General features: G+C 64.9%; 16 protein-coding genes. 3 read left to right on the forward strand and 13 right to left on the reverse strand.

The window, feature by feature from the left end; all coding sequences use genetic code 11:
• Positions 1-60: 60 nt before the first annotated feature.
• The 13 genes from BST13_RS08720 to BST13_RS08785 all read right to left on the reverse strand — a co-directional run bounded on the left by BST13_RS08720 (position 61) and on the right by BST13_RS08785 (position 15163).
• A complete protein-coding gene (locus BST13_RS08720) occupies positions 61-1374 on the reverse strand; it encodes a lipopolysaccharide biosynthesis protein (protein ID WP_083162663.1) in 1314 nt (437 codons plus the stop codon).
• A gap of 7 nt (positions 1375-1381) precedes the next feature.
• A complete protein-coding gene (locus BST13_RS08725) occupies positions 1382-2131 on the reverse strand; it encodes a hypothetical protein (RefSeq protein WP_142282755.1) in 750 nt (249 codons plus the stop codon).
• A complete protein-coding gene (locus BST13_RS08730; protein ID WP_142282756.1) occupies positions 2128-3990 on the reverse strand; it encodes a glycosyltransferase in 1863 nt (620 codons plus the stop codon). The genes BST13_RS08725 and BST13_RS08730 overlap by 4 nt, the downstream gene beginning before the upstream one ends.
• A 121-nt stretch (positions 3991-4111) precedes the next feature.
• A complete protein-coding gene (locus BST13_RS08735) occupies positions 4112-4882 on the reverse strand; it encodes a glycosyltransferase family 2 protein (protein WP_425436995.1) in 771 nt (256 codons plus the stop codon).
• Between the two features lie 630 nt (positions 4883-5512).
• Entirely contained in the window at positions 5513-6286 is a 774-nt protein-coding gene (locus BST13_RS08740) for a glycosyltransferase family 2 protein (protein WP_083162674.1), read from the reverse strand.
• Positions 6287-7112: 826 nt separating this feature from the next.
• Positions 7113-7835: a hypothetical protein gene (locus BST13_RS08750; protein ID WP_425436996.1), complete on the reverse strand. Its 723-nt coding sequence runs from the start codon at positions 7833-7835 to the stop codon at positions 7113-7115.
• 117 nt (positions 7836-7952) lie between these two features.
• A complete protein-coding gene (locus BST13_RS08755) occupies positions 7953-9044 on the reverse strand; it encodes a hypothetical protein (RefSeq protein ID WP_083162680.1) in 1092 nt (363 codons plus the stop codon).
• A gap of 75 nt (positions 9045-9119) precedes the next feature.
• A complete protein-coding gene (locus BST13_RS08760; protein ID WP_083162682.1) occupies positions 9120-10280 on the reverse strand; it encodes a lipid-transfer protein in 1161 nt (386 codons plus the stop codon).
• Positions 10277-10687 carry a MaoC family dehydratase gene (locus tag BST13_RS08765; RefSeq protein WP_211296044.1) on the reverse strand — a complete coding sequence of 137 codons (411 nt, stop codon included), beginning with the start codon at positions 10685-10687 and terminating at the stop codon, positions 10277-10279. Before BST13_RS08765 ends, BST13_RS08760 begins: the two co-directional genes overlap by 4 nt.
• Positions 10684-11649: a bifunctional MaoC family dehydratase N-terminal/OB-fold nucleic acid binding domain-containing protein gene (locus BST13_RS08770; RefSeq protein WP_083162686.1), complete on the reverse strand. Its 966-nt coding sequence runs from the start codon at positions 11647-11649 to the stop codon at positions 10684-10686. Before BST13_RS08770 ends, BST13_RS08765 begins: the two co-directional genes overlap by 4 nt.
• An 81-nt stretch (positions 11650-11730) precedes the next feature.
• Positions 11731-12894 (reverse strand): acyl-CoA dehydrogenase FadE29, encoded by a 1164-nt coding sequence (gene fadE29, locus BST13_RS08775; RefSeq protein WP_083162688.1) that lies wholly within the window; start codon positions 12892-12894, stop codon positions 11731-11733.
• 3 nt (positions 12895-12897) lie between these two features.
• The gene (locus BST13_RS08780) at positions 12898-13902 is read right to left on the reverse strand and encodes an acyl-CoA dehydrogenase family protein (RefSeq protein ID WP_083162912.1); all 1005 of its coding nucleotides are present in this window, start codon (positions 13900-13902) and stop codon (positions 12898-12900) included.
• Between the two features lie 10 nt (positions 13903-13912).
• Complete coding sequence (locus tag BST13_RS08785) at positions 13913-15163, reverse strand: cytochrome P450 (RefSeq protein WP_083162914.1); 1251 nt, start codon at positions 15161-15163, stop codon at positions 13913-13915.
• Between the two features lie 153 nt (positions 15164-15316).
• On the opposite strand from BST13_RS08785, the gene BST13_RS08790 reads away from it, so the two are divergent.
• Genes BST13_RS08790 through BST13_RS08800 form a run of 3 tightly spaced genes read left to right on the forward strand, consistent with a single transcriptional unit; the run spans position 15317 to position 17383 of the window.
• Complete coding sequence (locus BST13_RS08790; protein ID WP_083162690.1) at positions 15317-16480, forward strand: steroid 3-ketoacyl-CoA thiolase; 1164 nt, start codon at positions 15317-15319, stop codon at positions 16478-16480.
• Positions 16481-16487: 7 nt separating this feature from the next.
• A complete protein-coding gene (locus BST13_RS08795; protein ID WP_083162692.1) occupies positions 16488-16898 on the forward strand; it encodes a DUF8021 domain-containing protein in 411 nt (136 codons plus the stop codon).
• An 8-nt stretch (positions 16899-16906) separates the two neighbouring features.
• Positions 16907-17383, forward strand: coding sequence for a nitroreductase family deazaflavin-dependent oxidoreductase (locus tag BST13_RS08800; RefSeq protein ID WP_083162694.1), 477 nt, complete (start codon positions 16907-16909; stop codon positions 17381-17383).
• Positions 17384-17486 lie beyond the last annotated feature (103 nt).

Below are 17486 nucleotides of genomic sequence, written 5' to 3' on the forward strand. Positions count from 1 at the left end.
CTCCTCGCGAACTCGTGGGACTCTCGGCACGAAATGCCCTTCGCCCAGTCACCGGTCGTTTCATGCGCTCTCGCCACCGCCAACAGGTACTGCCGCCGGTCGCGCAGTGAACTGCCGTCGCGCAGCACGAATCGCGGGCCAGAAGAACATGGCCTCGACCACGGTCGCGGCACCCAACGCGATGCCGATTCCGGTGAGGCCACCCAGTTGCAGTCCGACCTCAGCCGCCCCCAGTTCCAAACCGGCACCGAGAATCGCCGCCCGCGCCGCCCTGCCGAGAGCACCTTGGGCCCGCCGCACCGCGATGTAGATCGACTTGATCGCGCTGGCAAATGTGCAAACCGCCATCGCGATCAAGCAGTACCGAGCGTCTTCGTACTGCCGCCCGAAGATTGCGAGCATCGGTAGGGCGAGGAAGGGCGCCCCGACGGCGGCCAGGATCGAGACCACAGCCGAAAGACGGATGGCGGTGTTGAGACCGGTCTCGAAGTGCTCCGGATTTCCACTGTGCAGAGCGAACATCGCGGTGGCCAGATGATTGGGCACGATCCAGATGAAGGTCGCCAGCAGCAATGCGGCGTAGAACGCAGCGTTGACTTCACTGCTCAGCTGGACGGCGACCAGCACCGGCAGGGCCAATCGCGGTGCCTGGGTGGCGACATTGACCCAGTGATGACCCGCCGCGGCCCGCCAGAGCGGGGAGAATCCTCGGACGGTCGGCGCAGTGGTCAGCCATTGATCAACTGCCTCGGTGCGCATCGCCAGAATGCCCAACGAGACGAGATTCCCCAACAGCCACACGGCGAAGATGATCTGTGGCGACATCCCGACGGCGAACGCCGCGAGGGGAAGTGCCGCCAGTTTCACAACCGAGAAGACCAGGTTCCGCGATACCTGCCGACCGCTTTGCTGAACACCGACCATGGCACCGTCGAGCACGATCGTCACGGTGCTGACCGCGGTGCCGACACCGAAGAGCACCACGCCAACCGGAGATGAGTACATCCACTCGCTGTGCCCGAAACCGTTCTGTACGAGGGCATATCCCGCCGCACCCAGCAGCCCCACGGCACCGGCGGCACCCACACAGGTCACCACCAGGCGCCGGACATCCGGACCATCGCGACGAGGGAGTTCGGCGATCAGCAGCGTGTGCAGACCCAGCGTGGCGAATGTGGCGATGAACTGCATGGCCGAGATGATCGCCGCCGACCGGCCGACCGTTTCGGCGCTCGCGATATGAGCGGCCAAGGCCCAAAACGCGAAACCCAGCGTTGCGGTCACCACCGTGGTGCTGCACAGTGCGGCCGCGATGGTGAGCACCAGCGCTGACCCTGACTTCGGCGACTTGCGGCGCCTCGTATCGGAACTCACGGCGTTGCTATTGCTTGTCAATCCACACCGTCCGATACGGCTCGCCCGTTGCGTCACCCCGGTACACCGACGCCTCCGCTTTCGCGCCCTCTACCGGGATCGTCTGTGTCCACTCCTCGTCGGGTCGCAGCGTCACCTGTCCGGTCATCACCCGCTTGCCCGTGTCCAAGACGACTGTGAAGTTCTCGACAGCCGATTCGTGGCTCTTGATGCCGACAACCGCGCGGCTGGCACCAGCGGGTAGCTGCGTGGGATTGTCTGGGACGAGCCAGAGTTCGGTGAATGGGCGGTCTTGGTTCTTGCTGCTGAGCGAGATGACGATCGCCGCAGTGAGCAGCAGCAGCGCCGTGAGCACCTTCATACCCACGGTGAGCGACGGGATCGGGACTCGTACGCGCGGTATCGGAGCCCGAGGACCGCGCAGCCGCGCCAGTGCCGCCGAGAGAAGTGTCGTCACAAGGGCGAAGGTCACCCAGTTGAACGAAACCAGACCCGATGGCAGGTAGTCGAGCAGTACGCCACCGATGACGCCGACACCCATGGCACACGCCGTCACCGCCGTGAACCAGGCTGTGGTGCTCACTCGCCGAGGCATCACCGCACCTGCCAACGCGGCACCCGCGAGTACGAAGCAGAGCACCGTTGCTGCAAGGTGCCCAACGATATTGGGGAAGATGGGCAGGACCGCGGCGACGTAGCAGGCCACTGCGGCCACCGCGACCCCGTCGGTCCATGACAATTTCTGTCGCGTGATCACGGCTGCACCCACCGCAGATCGTAGAAGCGGTCATAGCCCGAGTCGTAGATCCGGGAGATCCCGCGAACCTTGTCGAACTTCAACAGAAGCTCCTTCTCGATCGGCTTTCTGTCGGCCCCCTTGTTGATGTCCGCTGCAAAGTAGTTGCCCGTGATCGGCGACTGCTCTGTCATGCGCAAGTCGACATCGAGATACACCGCAGACTCACTACGGACCACTGCGAGATTCTCGGGCGTGAAGTAGTCGGTGTAGTACAGGGATTCCGGGTCGCGGATCGGGTCGAGTTCCGCCAGGGTCGACAAGAGGGTGAGCGACGCCGTATCCCCGAAGAACCGCGCACCGGGCGAGAGGTAGGCATCCGCCCATTCGGCCCGGCTCGTGCCGACGGCGTCGATACCGCTGGCGAAACCGTCGATCCAGAATTTGCCCGGCAGTCGCTGGAACCACTCCGGGAGGCTCGCGACAACCGAGGCCAGGAACAGGATGATCGTCAACGCAATCGCCAAGACCATTCGGCTCACCGTTTGAACCGCACGTCTGTGCGCGCCTGGCCTGACGACGACGAGGTGTTCGAGCGCAATCGCCATCGCGACCGCCGTGAACATCGTCGTGAACGTGAGCATTCGGGCCGACAGTTCAGGACCGTTCTCCACCAGCAGACGGGTCGCGAGCACGAGACTGTACGAACCCGCCGCGGCCGCAATGAAACTCCGCTCCAGCGGCTGCCGCCCACGCGCCAGCCGCACACTCACCGCCAAAAGCCCGAGCGTCACCAGAACACCCAACGGGGACATCGCACGGTCGAACAACGGTGTCGGCGGCCGAGGAAGCGACATCTGCCCGTCGAATTCCCACAGTTTGGAGAGGGCGGACAGGATCTGGTCGCCGGGACTGCTGAGGTAATCCAGTGTGGCCGGAGCGAAGAAGTGTATCCACAACCAGAACACCGCCATGGCTGCCACTGCACACGCAGCCAGCCGGGGCGCCAACGGCCGGCTGGCGCGGAAAACCGCAGTGGCAGCGGCCATGCCGGCGAGCACAGCAGCCGTCGCCAGGATCGACACGTGATGTGTGATGGTCACGACGGCGCAACACGCCACCACGCCGGTGAAACTGAGCAAGCGGCCGGACCGCCGGGTGGCAAAACGGATCGCGAGAACGACGGCCAGCACCAAGAAGGGCAGCGCCAACGTCTCATAGAGAAACGACGTGTCGAAGTACGCAGCATGCGGATTGAGCATGTACAGCACGACCGAAAGGCACGCCACCCGAGACGATCCGGTCACCTCGCGGAACAGCAGCAACAGCGCCGTCGCGGTCAAGACATGGCTGATGCTGGCAACCAGCACCCCGGCCAGGAACGGACTGGCCGAGGACACCTGGGCCAGCTCGGCTGTGACGTTTTCCAAGCCTGGATATTGGGGACTGATCGGCAGGGCGTAACTCGGCTGAAAAAGATGGTGGGAGGCGAGAACGTTCTCCAGGGAACGTAGATGCTGAAGCTCATCCGAAAAGGTGAAGGCGTGCGGGCTGTATGCCCACCGAACAACCGCCTGCGCGACCGCGAACCAAATCGCCAAGAACGCACGATCACGAGCGGAGGTGGACCCGTGCAAGATGCGGGCCACCACGTAAACGAATACGAGAAGCTGCCCAGCCCACATCAACGGCGCCGCATAGCTCACGCCTCCGCGCGAACGTGCGTACGCCAAGGCGACGAGCAGCACCCCACCCGCAACGATCAACGCAGCATCCGGTATCACGCTGCGCACCTGCGGATCCCGCGTATCACGGTCCGGCCGGGAAGCTGCGGGCATTTCATCGGCCTGCGGCCGTGCCCGATCAAGAACGGCTGCCATTACCTTCCCACTCCATGACGGCGAGCACCATCTAGGGCCTCACATAGCGGCCCACGATTGGCATCACTCCGCGACGGTTCCGCCGTCGACGGCGCAGACATTTCTGGTCCTTCTCATTGCCTCATTGCGATGAGATCACTTGGATTTCTTCGGTCGATCGTGCGGTGCCGCGCCGACCGTATTCGCTGAATTCACGCTGGATCGTGGCCAGTACCCGCAGCCCGTCGCTGACCGCATTGAGATTGCTCACGCCGTGAATACGGCTGGATTCGTAACTGGCGACCTCGACAATCTTGGCACCGTGGGCAGCCAGTCGCACATTGATCAGGGTCTCGACCTCGAACCCGTCGCCCCACTGCGGCCCGTCGGCTGCCACGTCGGGCATGCGGATGACGTCCAGGCAACGTCGCCAGAACGCGTTGTATCCGTAGCAGAGGTCGGTGTAATCCATGTCGAAGAGAACGTTCACCAGATGATTCAGGAACCGGTTGCCCATGCGCCTGATCCTGGTGATGTCCGCGCTGCCGCCGCCCTCGGTGAAACGCGATCCCTTGGCGAAGTCCGCACCGGCGACCAAAGTTTCGACGAACAGCGGGATTTCGGCCGGATCCGTACTTCCGTCGGCATCGATCATCACGATGATGTCGCCGGTTGCCACCTCGAATCCGCACGCCAGGGCGTTGCCCTTACCCCGTCGAGTCTGGCGAACGTGAACCCCGTCGGGCCAGAGGCGCCGCGCGACCCTCGCAGTGTCGTCCCGAGAATCGCCGTTGACAACCACGATTTCGTCGATCCCCGACGGCATCCGTTGAGCGACATACGGGAGGTTTTTTTCCTCGTTCAGCGCGGGAATTATCACCGAAACAGTCGACCGCGCTACGGCGTCTCTCATGCTCACGACATTTTGCATCTATTGCGTTCTTTCGTCGTCACGGATGAATGTGAATGCGGAGTGACAAGGCGGCTTGGGCAGCGGCGGGCAGGCCTCGGTCGAGACGCGTCGACGCGTGCCGCGTCGACGTGCCAAGACTTCCTGCGCGCGTTGGGAATCCGCTGCCCTGTTGATGAGGCAAGCGCGACAGCGGAATGCGACACACCAGAAGCTCAGACGCGGCAACGCAGTCAGCCACAGTCCCTCCTCAATTGGGCACGGAGCGACGTCGCTCATGTTCTGGTTACGCACGGACAGTTAGCTGCACTTCGGCGAGAGCAAGGTCGCTCGTACGCGTGGACAGTATCTTTCCTTAGAATTGCAGTTCTGGCAAATGATAGAGCGGATTGCACGCGATGTCCCGCCCAGCGGAAGGTCTTGGCCCATTACCGCAGACAGGACGCCTGGCTGCGTCATCCGATCGGTGGACAGCTAGTCGCACTTCGTCATGATCATTCATTTTTAGTTAATTTTGGACTCAAGTAAATTATGAGAGAAGGCTAGATGCCGCCGGGCGATCCCCAGCTCGCAGCGTTGCTCCTGGGTCGCCGACAGCGGACAGGCGAAAACGATGGACACTCCGCCCCGCTGTCAGCCCGGGCCGGCTTGAGGATGCCCTGTCGTCCCAGTCGCCGACGCCCGCGATGCGGACCGGGCCCGGCGGAACTCTCGCAGCACCGTTGACAGCACCCGAAGGCCATCCGAAATCGCGGTCGCGGTGCCGTATTCCGAGATGCGGCCGGCGTCGCGGCTGGGCACCTCGACAATCTTGGCCCCGCGGGCGGCCAGGCGGACGTTGATCAGTGTTTCGATCTCGAATCCATCACCCCATTGCGGCACGCTGACCGCAATATCCGGCATGTCGATGACGTCGAGGCAGTGGCGCCAGAATGCACTGAAGCCGTAACACACGTCGGTGTAATCCGCCCGGAAGAGGACGTTCACCACACCATTCAGAACTTTGTTCCCTGCCGCCCTCAGCCATGTGATGTCCGTACCCCGACCGCCGTGGGCAAACCTGGACCCCTTGGCGAAATCCGCGCCGGCAACAAGAGCCTCGACAAGGCGGGGAATCTCGGCCGGATCGGCGCTTCCGTCGGCATCGAGTGTGACGATGACATCCCCGGAGGCTGCCGCGAATCCGCATGCCAGGGCATTGCCCTTGCCGCGTCGACTCTGCCGCAGATGAGTTGCGTTCGGCCACAACCGGCGTCCCGCTGCGGTCGTGTCGTCCTGCGAATCCCCTGTGACAACGATGATCTCATCGATCTCGGGAGGCATACCTTCGGCAATGAGCGGCAGGTTACGTTCCTCGTTCAGGGCGGGAATGACCACCGAAACCGACGGCCGGATGACAGCGTTCATGCAGGCACAGCCGTTGTCTGAGGCATGCGCGAACGACCGTCGGGTGGCTGCGAAACGTCACACGCAACAGCTGTTGGCAACCCGTGAGCGCCCCGGTGGTGGCGTCCCAATTTCAACTCCGTCTGTACAGGCGATAGCACCCCCACCCAGAGCATCTGGACTATCGAATCGGCCGAGACAGGCCTCCCCCGAAGGCAATTGAGCCGGCGCGGAGGATCGTTGGCTACTTCGCGCTGCTCCACCACCGTGCTCGCATGTTCGCGCCAAAGCAATCGTGCGGCGCGCCGGCGTAAACCTCTCTTCACTCACAACAACTGACAGCAATCGCAACCTGTGAGCGCCCGACGTGGGCCACCCGCAGGACGTCAAAGTTAGCAACATTTCGCGATTTTGCAACCGATACCAGCGGGCACGGGTATCCAGCCCGACACTCGATCGGGCCGAAAGAAACATTGCACGCCATAGGGTATTTCGACATTCGCACAAGGCCTGCCGACGCGAGCACTGGCCTGAAGCCACCCAACAAACCGACACGCTGATGCAAATCTGGCAAATTTGATGATGCGTGACACATCGCCGCGGTCCTGTGCCGGTCACCGAAGAGCAAACAGCAGGTGATGGATTCGGCGCTGACGCCGACTCACGCTCAGTGCGACGGCGATAACGGCGCGGCCACCGAGTCCTGGGTTCCACACGGCACACTGCCTTCAAACGGCAGCCACGGTCCGAACGGTGCTGAGATCACGGTTGGCACAGCGGCTTCAGCGGACAGCTGACCGGCAATCAGCGGCTGGGCGACCGAACCCGGAAAGCTACCGGGCTGCACTCACATACGACGCGACAAGTCTCCACCGTCGTACCGCTGCGGTGGCTGATGCGGAGCCACCGGCGCGGCAGGCGGCGGGGCGGCCGGAGCCTGGTGCGGGGCCACCGGAGCCGGCCCGGCGCTCGGGCGCCTCTCACTCGGCCCGGCGCCTGCATTGTGCGGGGCTGCGGGGGCTTGGTGGGCGCGCTCGTTCAGCTGCGCCTCGCGGGCATCTTGGCCGGCCTGACGCTCATCCTGCTGGACATCGCGTTCGTTCTGGCGCGTCTCCCGCTCATCCTGTTTGGCGTCCCGCTCGTTGAGCTTGGCCTCGCGGTCGTTCAGCGGCTGGGGGCCGCCGGGACCGCCTGGCGCGCCACCACCAGGCGTGCCGTCCCCCGGAGCACCGGAGCCGCCGCCGCCCTTGGCGCCTTCCATGGCCTTCATCACAGGCTGCATCAGCTGGCCGAACTGACCGCCCATCCCACCGGCGGCCTGCGCAGGCTGGCTGGCCATCTGGCCCATCTGGCCGAGCTGACCCATCATCTGGCCCAGCTGGCCGACACCCTGCTGCCCGGACTGGTCGGCGTTCTCGTACGCGCCCTGCGCGTCGGACAGTTTGCCGTTGAACATGTTCTCTTTGGCCGACAGCGCGGTGACGTTGGCGGTCAGGGAAGCCGCGAGGGTCGGCAACAGGCCGGCGATGGTCATGCTCATCGCATCGGCACCCGCCTGAATCGTCGGCATGTCCGGCAGCTCAATCGGAGCCGCGGTCCAACCGAGAAACCCAGGGCTGGTAAATGGTGTGCTGCTCACCGGACACCTCTTTCAGAATTCATCGCACCTAGACGCATGACAGCCGGCTCACCAGTCATCGTCGACGTCACCGTCGTCGAGTTCATGCTCGAGCGGGGCCGGCACGGCAAGGCCCTGCGTGGTGCCACCGCCACCGGAGCCGCGATGCCCCATCGCTCCCATCGGCCCCATGCCGCCACCCATACCGGCGGCGGACACCGGCGCCACCCCACCGAACGCGTTGCTGGTCGCCATGGCGGGTTCGGTGGCCACCGACACCGGCGAGGTGCCGCCCACGAGCTTGCCCATCAACGGAGTCTGCGCGCCGCCACCTCCGGAGCCCGGCAACGACGCCGCCTTCATCAGTCCGGCACCCGAACTCGGGCCGGACCCGCCCGCCGCGGGGTGAGTGGAGAACGCGGAGAACGGCATTGGACCGCTGCCGGTTCCGCCCTTGCCCACCGAACCGAACATCTGCGTCAACTGCTGCAACGGCTGCGTCAACTGCTGCAACGGCTGGGTCAGCTGCTGAGGAACCTGGCCGAGCATCTGCGGAATCTGCCCGAGCATCTGCGGCAACTGCCCCATCATCTGCATCATCTGCTCGCCGCCCTTCTGCGCGGCTTGCTGGGCCTCGGCCGTGGGCGGCGTGGTGACGGCAGGCATGTTGGCCGTGGTCCCGAGGCTGCTGGCCAGCTCCGAGGTCGCGGCGGTCACGGTGGCGATGTTCTGCGACAGCCCCATTTTGATGACGCCTTCGATCAACGCCTGCTTGTTGTCGATCGGCAGCGCCTGCAGCATCTCGACTTCCTGCTGCACCTGCTGAGCGGTGGCGTTGACAGCCGTCTTGGTCTGCACGACGGCCGCGGCCATGGCAGTGAGCTGGGTGGCGATGGCCTGGGCCTGTGCGCCGTTGGCCTCGTGGTGGCCGATCATCGTGGTGGCTTCGCCGGACGCGGCCGTGGCGCCAGTGCCCTGCCAGACCTCGTTGAGCTTCATCAGCTGGTTGGTCTGCTGGGGCACGATGTTGCCGGTGATGTTGGCCGCCAACTTCTGATAGGACGCCGACGCCGCGGTCAACTGTTCCTCATCGATGTTGGGCCACCCCGGACCCGTCACCGTCTGTGACCCGTACGGGCTGCTATCCGGCGGCATCCCCATGCCACGGCCCCCTTCTACGCATCCTGCACATGTGGAGCAAACATTACCGTGCCGGACAGGGGTGGCAACGCACCTTTAGCCCAGGATCAACCCCGAGGTCGGGACCCCGGTGCCTGCGGTGACCAGCACATGCTCGACATTGTCGACCTGATTGACCGAGGTACCCCGCAACTGCCGCACGCCTTCGGCAATGCCGTTCATGCCATGGATGTAGGCCTCCCCCAATTGGCCGCCATGGGTGTTGATCGGCAACCGGCCACCGAGTTCGATCGCGCCACCGGCGATGAAGTCCTTGGCCTCGCCCTTACCGCAGAAGCCCAACTCCTCAAGCTGGATAAGCGTGTACGGCGTGAAGTGGTCGTACAGGATCGCCGTCTGGATGTCGGTGGGCGACAGGCCGCTCTGCTCCCAGAGTTGACGGCCTACCAGGCCCATCTCGGGAAGCCCGAGTTCCTCGCGGTAGTACGAGTACATGGTGAACTGATCGGCGCCCGCAGCCTGGGCCGCTGCCTCGATGGTCACCGGCCGGTGCTTGAGGTCCTTGGCCCGCTCGGGCGTGGTGACGACGATGGCCACGCCGCCGTCGCTCTCCTGGCAGCAGTCCAGCAGCCTCAGCGGCTCGGCGATCCACCGCGAATTCTGGTGATCCTCGATGGTGATCGGCTTGCCGTAGAAGAACGCCTTCGGGTTGGTGGCGGCGTGCTTGCGGTCAGCGACCGACACCGCACCGAAATCGGCACTCGTCGCGCCGTACTCGTGCATGTAGCGCTGGGCGATCATGGCCACCGACGCGGCGGGAGTACTCAGCCCGTGCGGGTAGGACCAGCTGTACTCGACGCCGCGCGAGTCGGCGTTGACGGTCAGGCCGGTCATCACCTGGCCGAAGCGGAACTCCGAGCGCTCGTTGAAGGCCCGGTATGCCACAACCACTTCCGCCACGCCGGTCGCCACCGCGAGCGCGGCCTGTTGCACGGTTGCAGCAGCGGCACCACCGCCGTAGCCGATCTGGCTGAAGAACTTCAGGTCCCCGATACCGGTGGACCGCGCCACGGCGGTCTCCAGGTTGGAGTCCATCGTGAAGGTCACCAGACCGTCGACGTCCGACGGCTGCAGGCCGGCGTCGTCGAGCGCGTCGAGCACCGCCTCTGCGGCCAGCCGCAGTTCGCTGCGGCCGGAGTTCTTGGAGAAGTCGGTGGCGCCGATACCGGCGATGGCTGCCTTGCCGGAGAGGCTCACTGCGCTGCTCCCAACACGAGGGTGGAGGTGGCGATGACGTGATCGCCAAGGCTGTTGCTGCCCACCACTTTCAGCGTCACCAGGTCACCGTCGAGCGCAGTCACCTCGCCAGTGAAGGTGATGGTGTCGTAGGCGTACCACGGCACCCCGAGGCGCAGTTTGATCGACTTGATGACGGCGTTCGGGCCGGCCCAGTCGGTGACGTAGCGCCCCACCAGACCGGTGTCGGTGAGGATGTTGACGAAGATGTCCTTGGATCCCTTGGCCTGTGCCTTGTCGCGATCGTGGTGCACGTCCTGGTAGTCACGCGTCGCGATGGCCGTGGACACGATGAACGTCGGGTCCCCGTAGATCTGCAGCTCGGGCAGTTTGGTGCCGACTTGGAGGTCGAGCTTGGCGAGGCTCATGCTTGCGGCTCCCATGCGTAAAGAGTCCAGGCTGGGCTGACGTCGCTGTCCGGAAAGTCGATAAATGTTGCGGTGACGGGCATTCCGATCTTCACCTGTTCCGGGTCGACACCACGCAGCTCTCCGAGCATCCGCACGCCTTCGTCGAGTTCGACGAGCGCGATGACGAAGGGCAGGGTGCGACCAGGCACCTTGGGTGCGTGGTGCACGACGTAGCTGAACACCGTGCCCTTGCCCGAGGAAACCACGTAATCCGTTGGTGCATCTTTGTCCTGCCACACCGCGGGCACCGGCGGGTGCTGCAGCGTGCCGTCGGGGCGACGCTGGATCCGCAGTTCGTGGGCGTTGACACCGTCCCAGAAGAACTTGGTGTCACGCGACGATGCCGGCCGCATCAGCTTGTCCGGGTCCAGATCCTCTGGGACGGCCACGGTTTCGGCCGACGCCTTGGCGCCCCGCTCGGCTGGCAGGAACTTCATGATGCGCCAGTCCATGTCGGCGACTTCCTCGTCGCCGACGTACCACCGGATCTTCTGGTTGACGAAGTAGCCCTCGCCCAGCGCAGTCTGCTTGGGCCCCACCACATCGGTGATCTCCGCGGTCATGCTCACCCGTTCGCCCGGCTGCAGGTAGCGGTGGTAGGTCTGGTCGCAGTTGGTGGCCACGACGCCGACGTACCCGGCATCGTCGAACAGCTTCATGATCCGGGCCAGCGGATCGTCGTCGGACCTGGTGCGGCCGAGCCCCATCATGGTCCACACCTGAATCATGGCGGGGGGCGCGACGATCCCGGGATGACCGGCCGCGCGTGCCGCGTCCTCGTCGACGTAGATCGGGTTCTTGTCGCCGATGGCGTCGGTCCAGTGATGAATCATGGGCTGATTCACCGGGTCTCGAGCTACCGTCGGCGCGCCACGCCCGGCCGCGACAATTTCATCGATGCCCGCTTGAAGGTCACTCATCTGCAGTCCCCTCGGCCGAGTGGCCACTTGATGCACGAAATTGCCAGAAATGCGTGTGGTAACTGGCCACTCGGCCATGCGTCATCGCGGAACCCTCGGCACCTTGAGCCCCGACGCAGCGATCATCTCCCGCATCACCTCGTTGACTCCGCCACCGAACGTGATGACCAGGTTGCGCTTGGTCATCTTGTCGAGCCACTCCAACAGCTCGGCGGTCTCCGGGTCGGCGGGGTTGCCGTAGCGGCCCACGAGTTCTTCGGCCAGGCGTCCCACCTCTTGAATGCGTTCGGTGGAAAAGACTTTCGTCGCGGCGGCATCGGCGACGGCGATGGTCTCACCCGACGCCGCGACCTGCCAGTTGAGCAGCTCGTTGATGCGCCAGATGGACTTGATCTGGCCGAGCAGATGGCGCGCGTCGTCGTGCTCGATGGGCGTGACGCCGTCGGAGCCGGGCTTGGACGCCCAGGCGTGCACGTGGTCGTAGATGCCCGCGACCCGCCCGGCCGGCCCGAGGCTGACCCGCTCATGGTTGAGCTGGGTGGTGATGAGCTTCCACCCGCCGTTCTCCCCGCCGACGACCATGTCGGCGGGGACGTGCACGTCGTTGTAGTAGGTCGCATTGGTGTGATGTGCGCCGTCGGACAGGATGATCGGCGTCCACGAGTAGCCCGGATCCTTGGTGTCGACGATGAGGATCGAGATGCCCTTGTGTTTGGCAGCCGTCGGATCGGTGCGGCAGGCCAGCCAGATGTAGTCGGCATCATGCGCGCCCGTGGTCCACATCTTCTGGCCGTTGACGATGTATTCGTCGCCGTGCCGGACCGCCGTCGTGCGCAGCGAGGCCAGGTCGGTGCCGGCATCGGGCTCGGAGTAGCCGATGGCGAAATGGATGTCACCGGAAAGGATCCCGGGCAGGAACTTCTTCTTCTGTTCCTCGGTGCCGTACACCTGCAGGGTGGGCCCGACGGTCTGCAAGGTGACCAACGGCAGCGGGATGTCGGCGCGGTTGGCCTCGTTGACGAAGATCTGCTGCTCGATGGGACCGAAGCCCAGGCCGCCGTACTCCTTGGGCCAGCCGACGCCCAGCTTGCCGTCGGAGCCCATGCGCTTGATCACCGCGCGGTAGGCCTCGTTGTGGCGATCGGACTCCATCGCCTTGGCCTCGTCGGGAGTGATGAGGGTCGAAAAGTATTGCCGCAGTTCGGCTTGCAGTGCCCGCTGTTCGGGTGTCAGGTCGATGAACATGCTCTACGCTCCCACCAGATCCAGCCGATGCACGGGACCGCCCAGCAACCGGGCCAAGTCCTTGATCGACGAGTAGTACCGGTCCATCGGATAGGTGATGTCCATGCCCATGCCGCCGTGCAGGTGATGACAGGTGCGCATCGCGGGCGGCGCCTGTGAGGTCAACCAGTAGCCGAGGATGGCGAGATCGTCGTCGGCGTCCAGGCCTTCGGAGAGCCGCCAGGTGGCCGACGTCGATACGAGATCGATGGTCCGCGAGGCGATGTAGACCTCCGACAGCTGCGCGGCGACGGTCTGGAACGTCGACAACGGGCGACCGAACTGCTCGCGGGTCGCGACGTAGTCGGCGGTGAGCCGCAGGGCCCCCGCCACCAGCCCGGCCGCGAACGCACCCGTGGTCGCCAACACCAGCTGGTTCACGCGGTGAGTCGTCGCGCCCGGCAGGACATCCTCGGCGGGAATCTCCACGTCGTCGAACGTCACGACGTATTCGTCGGAACCGTTGGCGGTCGGCGTCTTCGTCACGGTGACACCGGCCGCGGTCGGGGCAACCACGACGACGCCGCCGTCGGCGGTGACCACCAGCCACCGCGCCGACTCAGCGTAGGGCACACCGACTTTCGTACCGGAGAGCTTGCCGTCCGCATAGGTCGCGGCAGGTCGCTCGGGCAGCTGGGCACCGGGCTCGTTGAGCGCCGCCGACAACACTGCACCCTTGGCCACGCCCGCCAGGTAGCGGTCCTGCTGAGGCTGCGAAGCCAGGTCCAGCAGCGGGACCAGCCCCAACCCGAGGGTGGCCAGCGCGGGGCCGATGGTGCCGCGTCTGCCGATCTCGGTCAATGCGGTGGCGACCTCAAGCAGTCCCAGTCCGTCTCCGCCGAGCCGCTCGGGTACCGCCAGCGCCGACACGCCGCCGGAAACCAGTGCATCCCAACTGTTGTCCCGCTCCAGCACGGATGTCACCACATCGGCGACGGCTTGCTGCTCCGGGTTCGGTGTGAAATCCACCCGCATACTCCTAGTGCGCCACCGGGCATTTGCCGGTGTAGTCGACCTGCCAGTGCTTGATGCCGTTGAGCCAGCCGGACTTCAGCCGCTCGGGCTGGCCCAGCGGCTTGAGGTCGGGCATGTGGTCGGCGACGGCGTTGAAGATCAGGTTGATGGTCATCCGGGCCAGGTTCGCGCCGATGCAGTAATGCGCCCCGGTACCGCCGAAACCGACGTGCGGGTTGGGGTTACGCAGGATGTCGAATGTGTGCGGGTTCTCGAAAACCTCGTCGTCGAAGTTGGCGGAACGGTAGGACATCACCACGCGCTGCCCCTTCTTGATCTGCACACCACCCAGCTCGACATCCTCGAGCGCGGTGCGCTGGAACGCCGAAACCGGTGTGGCCCAACGGACGATCTCGTCGGCAGCAGTCTCGGGGCGGTCCCTCTTGTACAGCTCCCACTGCTCGGGGTGCTGCGAGAAGGCGATCATGCCGTGGGTGATCGAGTTGCGGGTGGTCTCGTTGCCTGCCACCGCGAGCATCACCACGAAGAACCCGAACTCGTCGTCGGAGAGCTTCTCGCCGTCGATGTCGGCCTGGATCAGCTGCGTGACGATGTCGTCGGTGGGATTGTTGGCACGCTCCTCCGCCATCTTCATGGCGTAGGTGATGAGCTCGAACGAGGACATCGCCGGATCGACGTCGGCGTATTCGGGGTCCTCACCCGCGGTCATCTCGTTGGACCAGCGGAACAGCTTGTCCCGGTCGTCCTGCGGAACCCCCAGCAGACCGGCGATGGCCTGCAGCGGCAGCTCGCACGACACCTGCTCGACGAAGTCACCGGCCTCCGCGGACGCCGCGGTCTCGGCGATCTTCTGGGCCCGCTCGCGCAGTTCGGCCTCCAGCCGGCCGATGGCCCGCGGGGTGAAGCCGCGGGAGATGATCTTGCGCAACCGGGTGTGCTGCGGAGCGTCCATGTTGAGCAGCACGGCGCGTTGCAGGTCGACGGCTTCGCGCGTCATCTCCTGCGGCCAGACCGGGATGGCCCCGTCAGGTGAGCTACCGAATACGTCGTTGCGCTTCGACACCTCTTTGACATCGGTATGGCGCGTGACCAGCCAGTAGCCCTTGTCACCGAACCCGCCCGTGCCGCCCGGGACGTCGACCCAGTGGACCGGCTCGGACGTGCGGAGCTCGGCGAGCTCAGCGACGGGCAGACCTTTGAGATTCAACTCCGCATCCAGGGGGTCGAAGCCGTGGGGAAGGTTCGGGCAGGGCATGCTCATCTCCTTGAAACTCCAGTACATGGCGGGCAGCGAGACAAATCCGTCTAGTACCTCTTGAAGACCATTGAAACATGCCTTCACCGCAGATAAAAGGCACGGCGGCATCGCTGCTTGTCAGACTAATGAAACGTGTTCTAGCCTGACGATATGGGTACTCCTGTCATCGTCGAAGCCACTCGCAGCCCGATCGGCAAGCGCAATGGTTGGTTGTCGGGCCTGCACGCCACCGAACTTCTGGGGGCTGTGCAGAAGGCGTTGGTCGAGAAGGCGGGTATCGACGCCGGCGACGTCGAGCAGCTCATCGGTGGCTGCGTCACGCAGTACGGCGAGCAGTCCAACAACATCACCCGGGTGGGCTGGCTGACCGCGGGTTTGCCAGAGCATGTCGGCGCGACCACCATCGACTGCCAGTGCGGTAGTGCGCAGCAGGCCAACCACCTCATCGCCGGCCTGATCGCCACCGGCGCCATCGACATCGGCATCGCCTGCGGTATCGAAGCCATGAGCCGGGTCGGTCTGGGCGCCAACGCCGGGCCGGACCGCAGCCGGATCCGGGCGTCGTCGTGGGACATCGACATGCCCAACCAGTTCGAGGCCGCCGAGCGGATCGCCAAGCGTCGCGGCATCACGCGCGCCGACGTCGACGCGCTGGGCCTGGCATCGCAGGCCAAGGCCAAGCAAGCCTGGGCCGAGGGCCGTTTCGACCGGGAGATCTCCCCGATCTCGGCGCCGGTGCTCGACGAGAACAAGCAGCCCACCGCCGAATGGGCCCCGGTGACGCGTGACCAGGGTCTGCGCGACACCACCGCCGAGGGTCTGGCATCACTGAACCCCGTGTTGGAGGGCGGCATTCACACCGCGGGTACGTCGTCGCAGATTTCCGACGGTGCGGCCGCCGTGCTGTGGATGGACGAAGATAAGGCCCGGGCGCTCGGCCTGAAGCCGCGAGCGCGGATCGTCGCGCAGGCCAATGTCGGCGCCGAGACCTACTACCACCTCGACGGGCCCGTGCAGTCCACCGCACGCGTGCTGGAGAAGGCCGGGATGAAGCTGGGCGACATCGATCTGGTCGAGATCAACGAAGCCTTCGCCTCCGTCGTGCTGTCGTGGGCGCAGGTGCACAATGCCGACATGGACAAGGTCAACGTGAACGGCGGCGCCATCGCGCTCGGTCACCCCGTCGGGTCGACCGGCGCCCGGCTGATCACCACCGCGCTGCACGAGCTCGAGCGCACCGGCAAGTCCACCGCACTGATCACCATGTGCGCCGGCGGAGCGCTCTCGACCGGCACGATCATCGAGCGGATCTGAGGGTTATATGGCACCGGAGGGCAGGAGCGAAGCGACCGGGGAATCGACACGGTCGGAAGCGGAGCGCATCGCGGCGGCCCAGGCCTACATCGATGCGCTGTCGAGCCACGAGGCCGACAAGGTGCCGTTCGCGCCAGGGTGTATCCGCATCGAGGCCGGACTCAAGTCCGGCTTCTCCGGAGAACACCTGCGCCGCAGCCTGAATCGCGGTCCGCAATACCGCGTGATCGAGGCCACGACACCGCCCGAATTCACCGTCGACGGCGACCACATACACGCCAAATTCGACGTGCTGACCAAGCCGCGCCTGTTCGGCCGGCGGGTATGCTCGCACGTCGACGAGACGTTCCTGATCCCGGCCTCGGACGGTCAGATCCACCACATCCGAGCCAAGCTCACGCCGTTCATCAGCCGATAGGGCCATCCGTGTCATCAGCCTCCCGCCCGCTCAACGCCAAGCAGATCGAATCTCTGAATTCGAAAGGCGTTGGCACTGCGATCAAGTGGATGTCCCGCGCGCAGACGTGGCTCTTCAAGAAGACCAACGGTCGCCTGGGTGACAAGTTCCTACGCGGGGCCGAGGTGGGGATCCTGACCACGACCGGGCGCAAGTCCGGTGAGCCTCGGGACAGTCCGCTGCTGTTCCTGCAGGAGGGCACGCGCATCGTGCTCGTGGCGTCGCAGGGCGGCCGCGCCACAAATCCGATGTGGTACCTGAACCTCAAGGCCAACCCGTCGATAACCTTCCAGACGAAACGCGAAAAGCTCCACCTGACCGCGCGTGATGCGACCGACGCCGAGCGCGACGAGTACTGGCCAAAGCTCGACGCCATGTATCCCGACTTCGCCAACTACCGGTCATACACCGACCGCAAGATCCCGATCGTCATCTGCGACCCGTAGGTCTCGCCATTGCGCGAATGCCCCTGAACTCTCAGTTCAGGGGCGTTTTTCGTATGGTTGACGAACCCGTTAGTAGACACATTTCAAATGTTGTACAGTGAGC

Origin of the sequence: Mycobacterium aquaticum (genome assembly GCF_002086485.1) — a bacterium.
Taxonomy (GTDB): Bacteria; Actinomycetota; Actinomycetes; order Mycobacteriales; family Mycobacteriaceae; genus Mycobacterium; species Mycobacterium aquaticum.

Coding starts and splice junctions, on each gene's coding strand:
- BST13_RS08730 (WP_142282756.1), bottom strand. CDS start 3,990: ATGGCAGCCGTTCTTGATCGGGCACGGCCGCAGGCCGATGAAATGCCC.
- BST13_RS08735 (WP_425436995.1), bottom strand. CDS start 4,882: ATGAGAGACGCCGTAGCGCGGTCGACTGTTTCGGTGATAATTCCCGCG.
- BST13_RS08740 (WP_083162674.1), bottom strand. CDS start 6,286: ATGAACGCTGTCATCCGGCCGTCGGTTTCGGTGGTCATTCCCGCCCTG.
- BST13_RS08750 (WP_425436996.1), bottom strand. CDS start 7,835: ATGCCGACGATTCAGGCGGGTGCCGATGCGATGAGCATGACCATCGCC.
- BST13_RS08755 (WP_083162680.1), bottom strand. CDS start 9,044: ATGGGGATGCCGCCGGATAGCAGCCCGTACGGGTCACAGACGGTGACG.
- BST13_RS08765 (WP_211296044.1), bottom strand. CDS start 10,687: ATGAGCCTCGCCAAGCTCGACCTCCAAGTCGGCACCAAACTGCCCGAG.
- BST13_RS08770 (WP_083162686.1), bottom strand. CDS start 11,649: ATGAGTGACCTTCAAGCGGGCATCGATGAAATTGTCGCGGCCGGGCGT.
- fadE29 (WP_083162688.1), bottom strand. CDS start 12,894: ATGTTCATCGACCTGACACCCGAACAGCGGGCACTGCAAGCCGAACTG.
- BST13_RS08785 (WP_083162914.1), bottom strand. CDS start 15,163: ATGCCCTGCCCGAACCTTCCCCACGGCTTCGACCCCCTGGATGCGGAG.
- BST13_RS08790 (WP_083162690.1), top strand. CDS start 15,317: ATGGGTACTCCTGTCATCGTCGAAGCCACTCGCAGCCCGATCGGCAAG.
- BST13_RS08795 (WP_083162692.1), top strand. CDS start 16,488: ATGGCACCGGAGGGCAGGAGCGAAGCGACCGGGGAATCGACACGGTCG.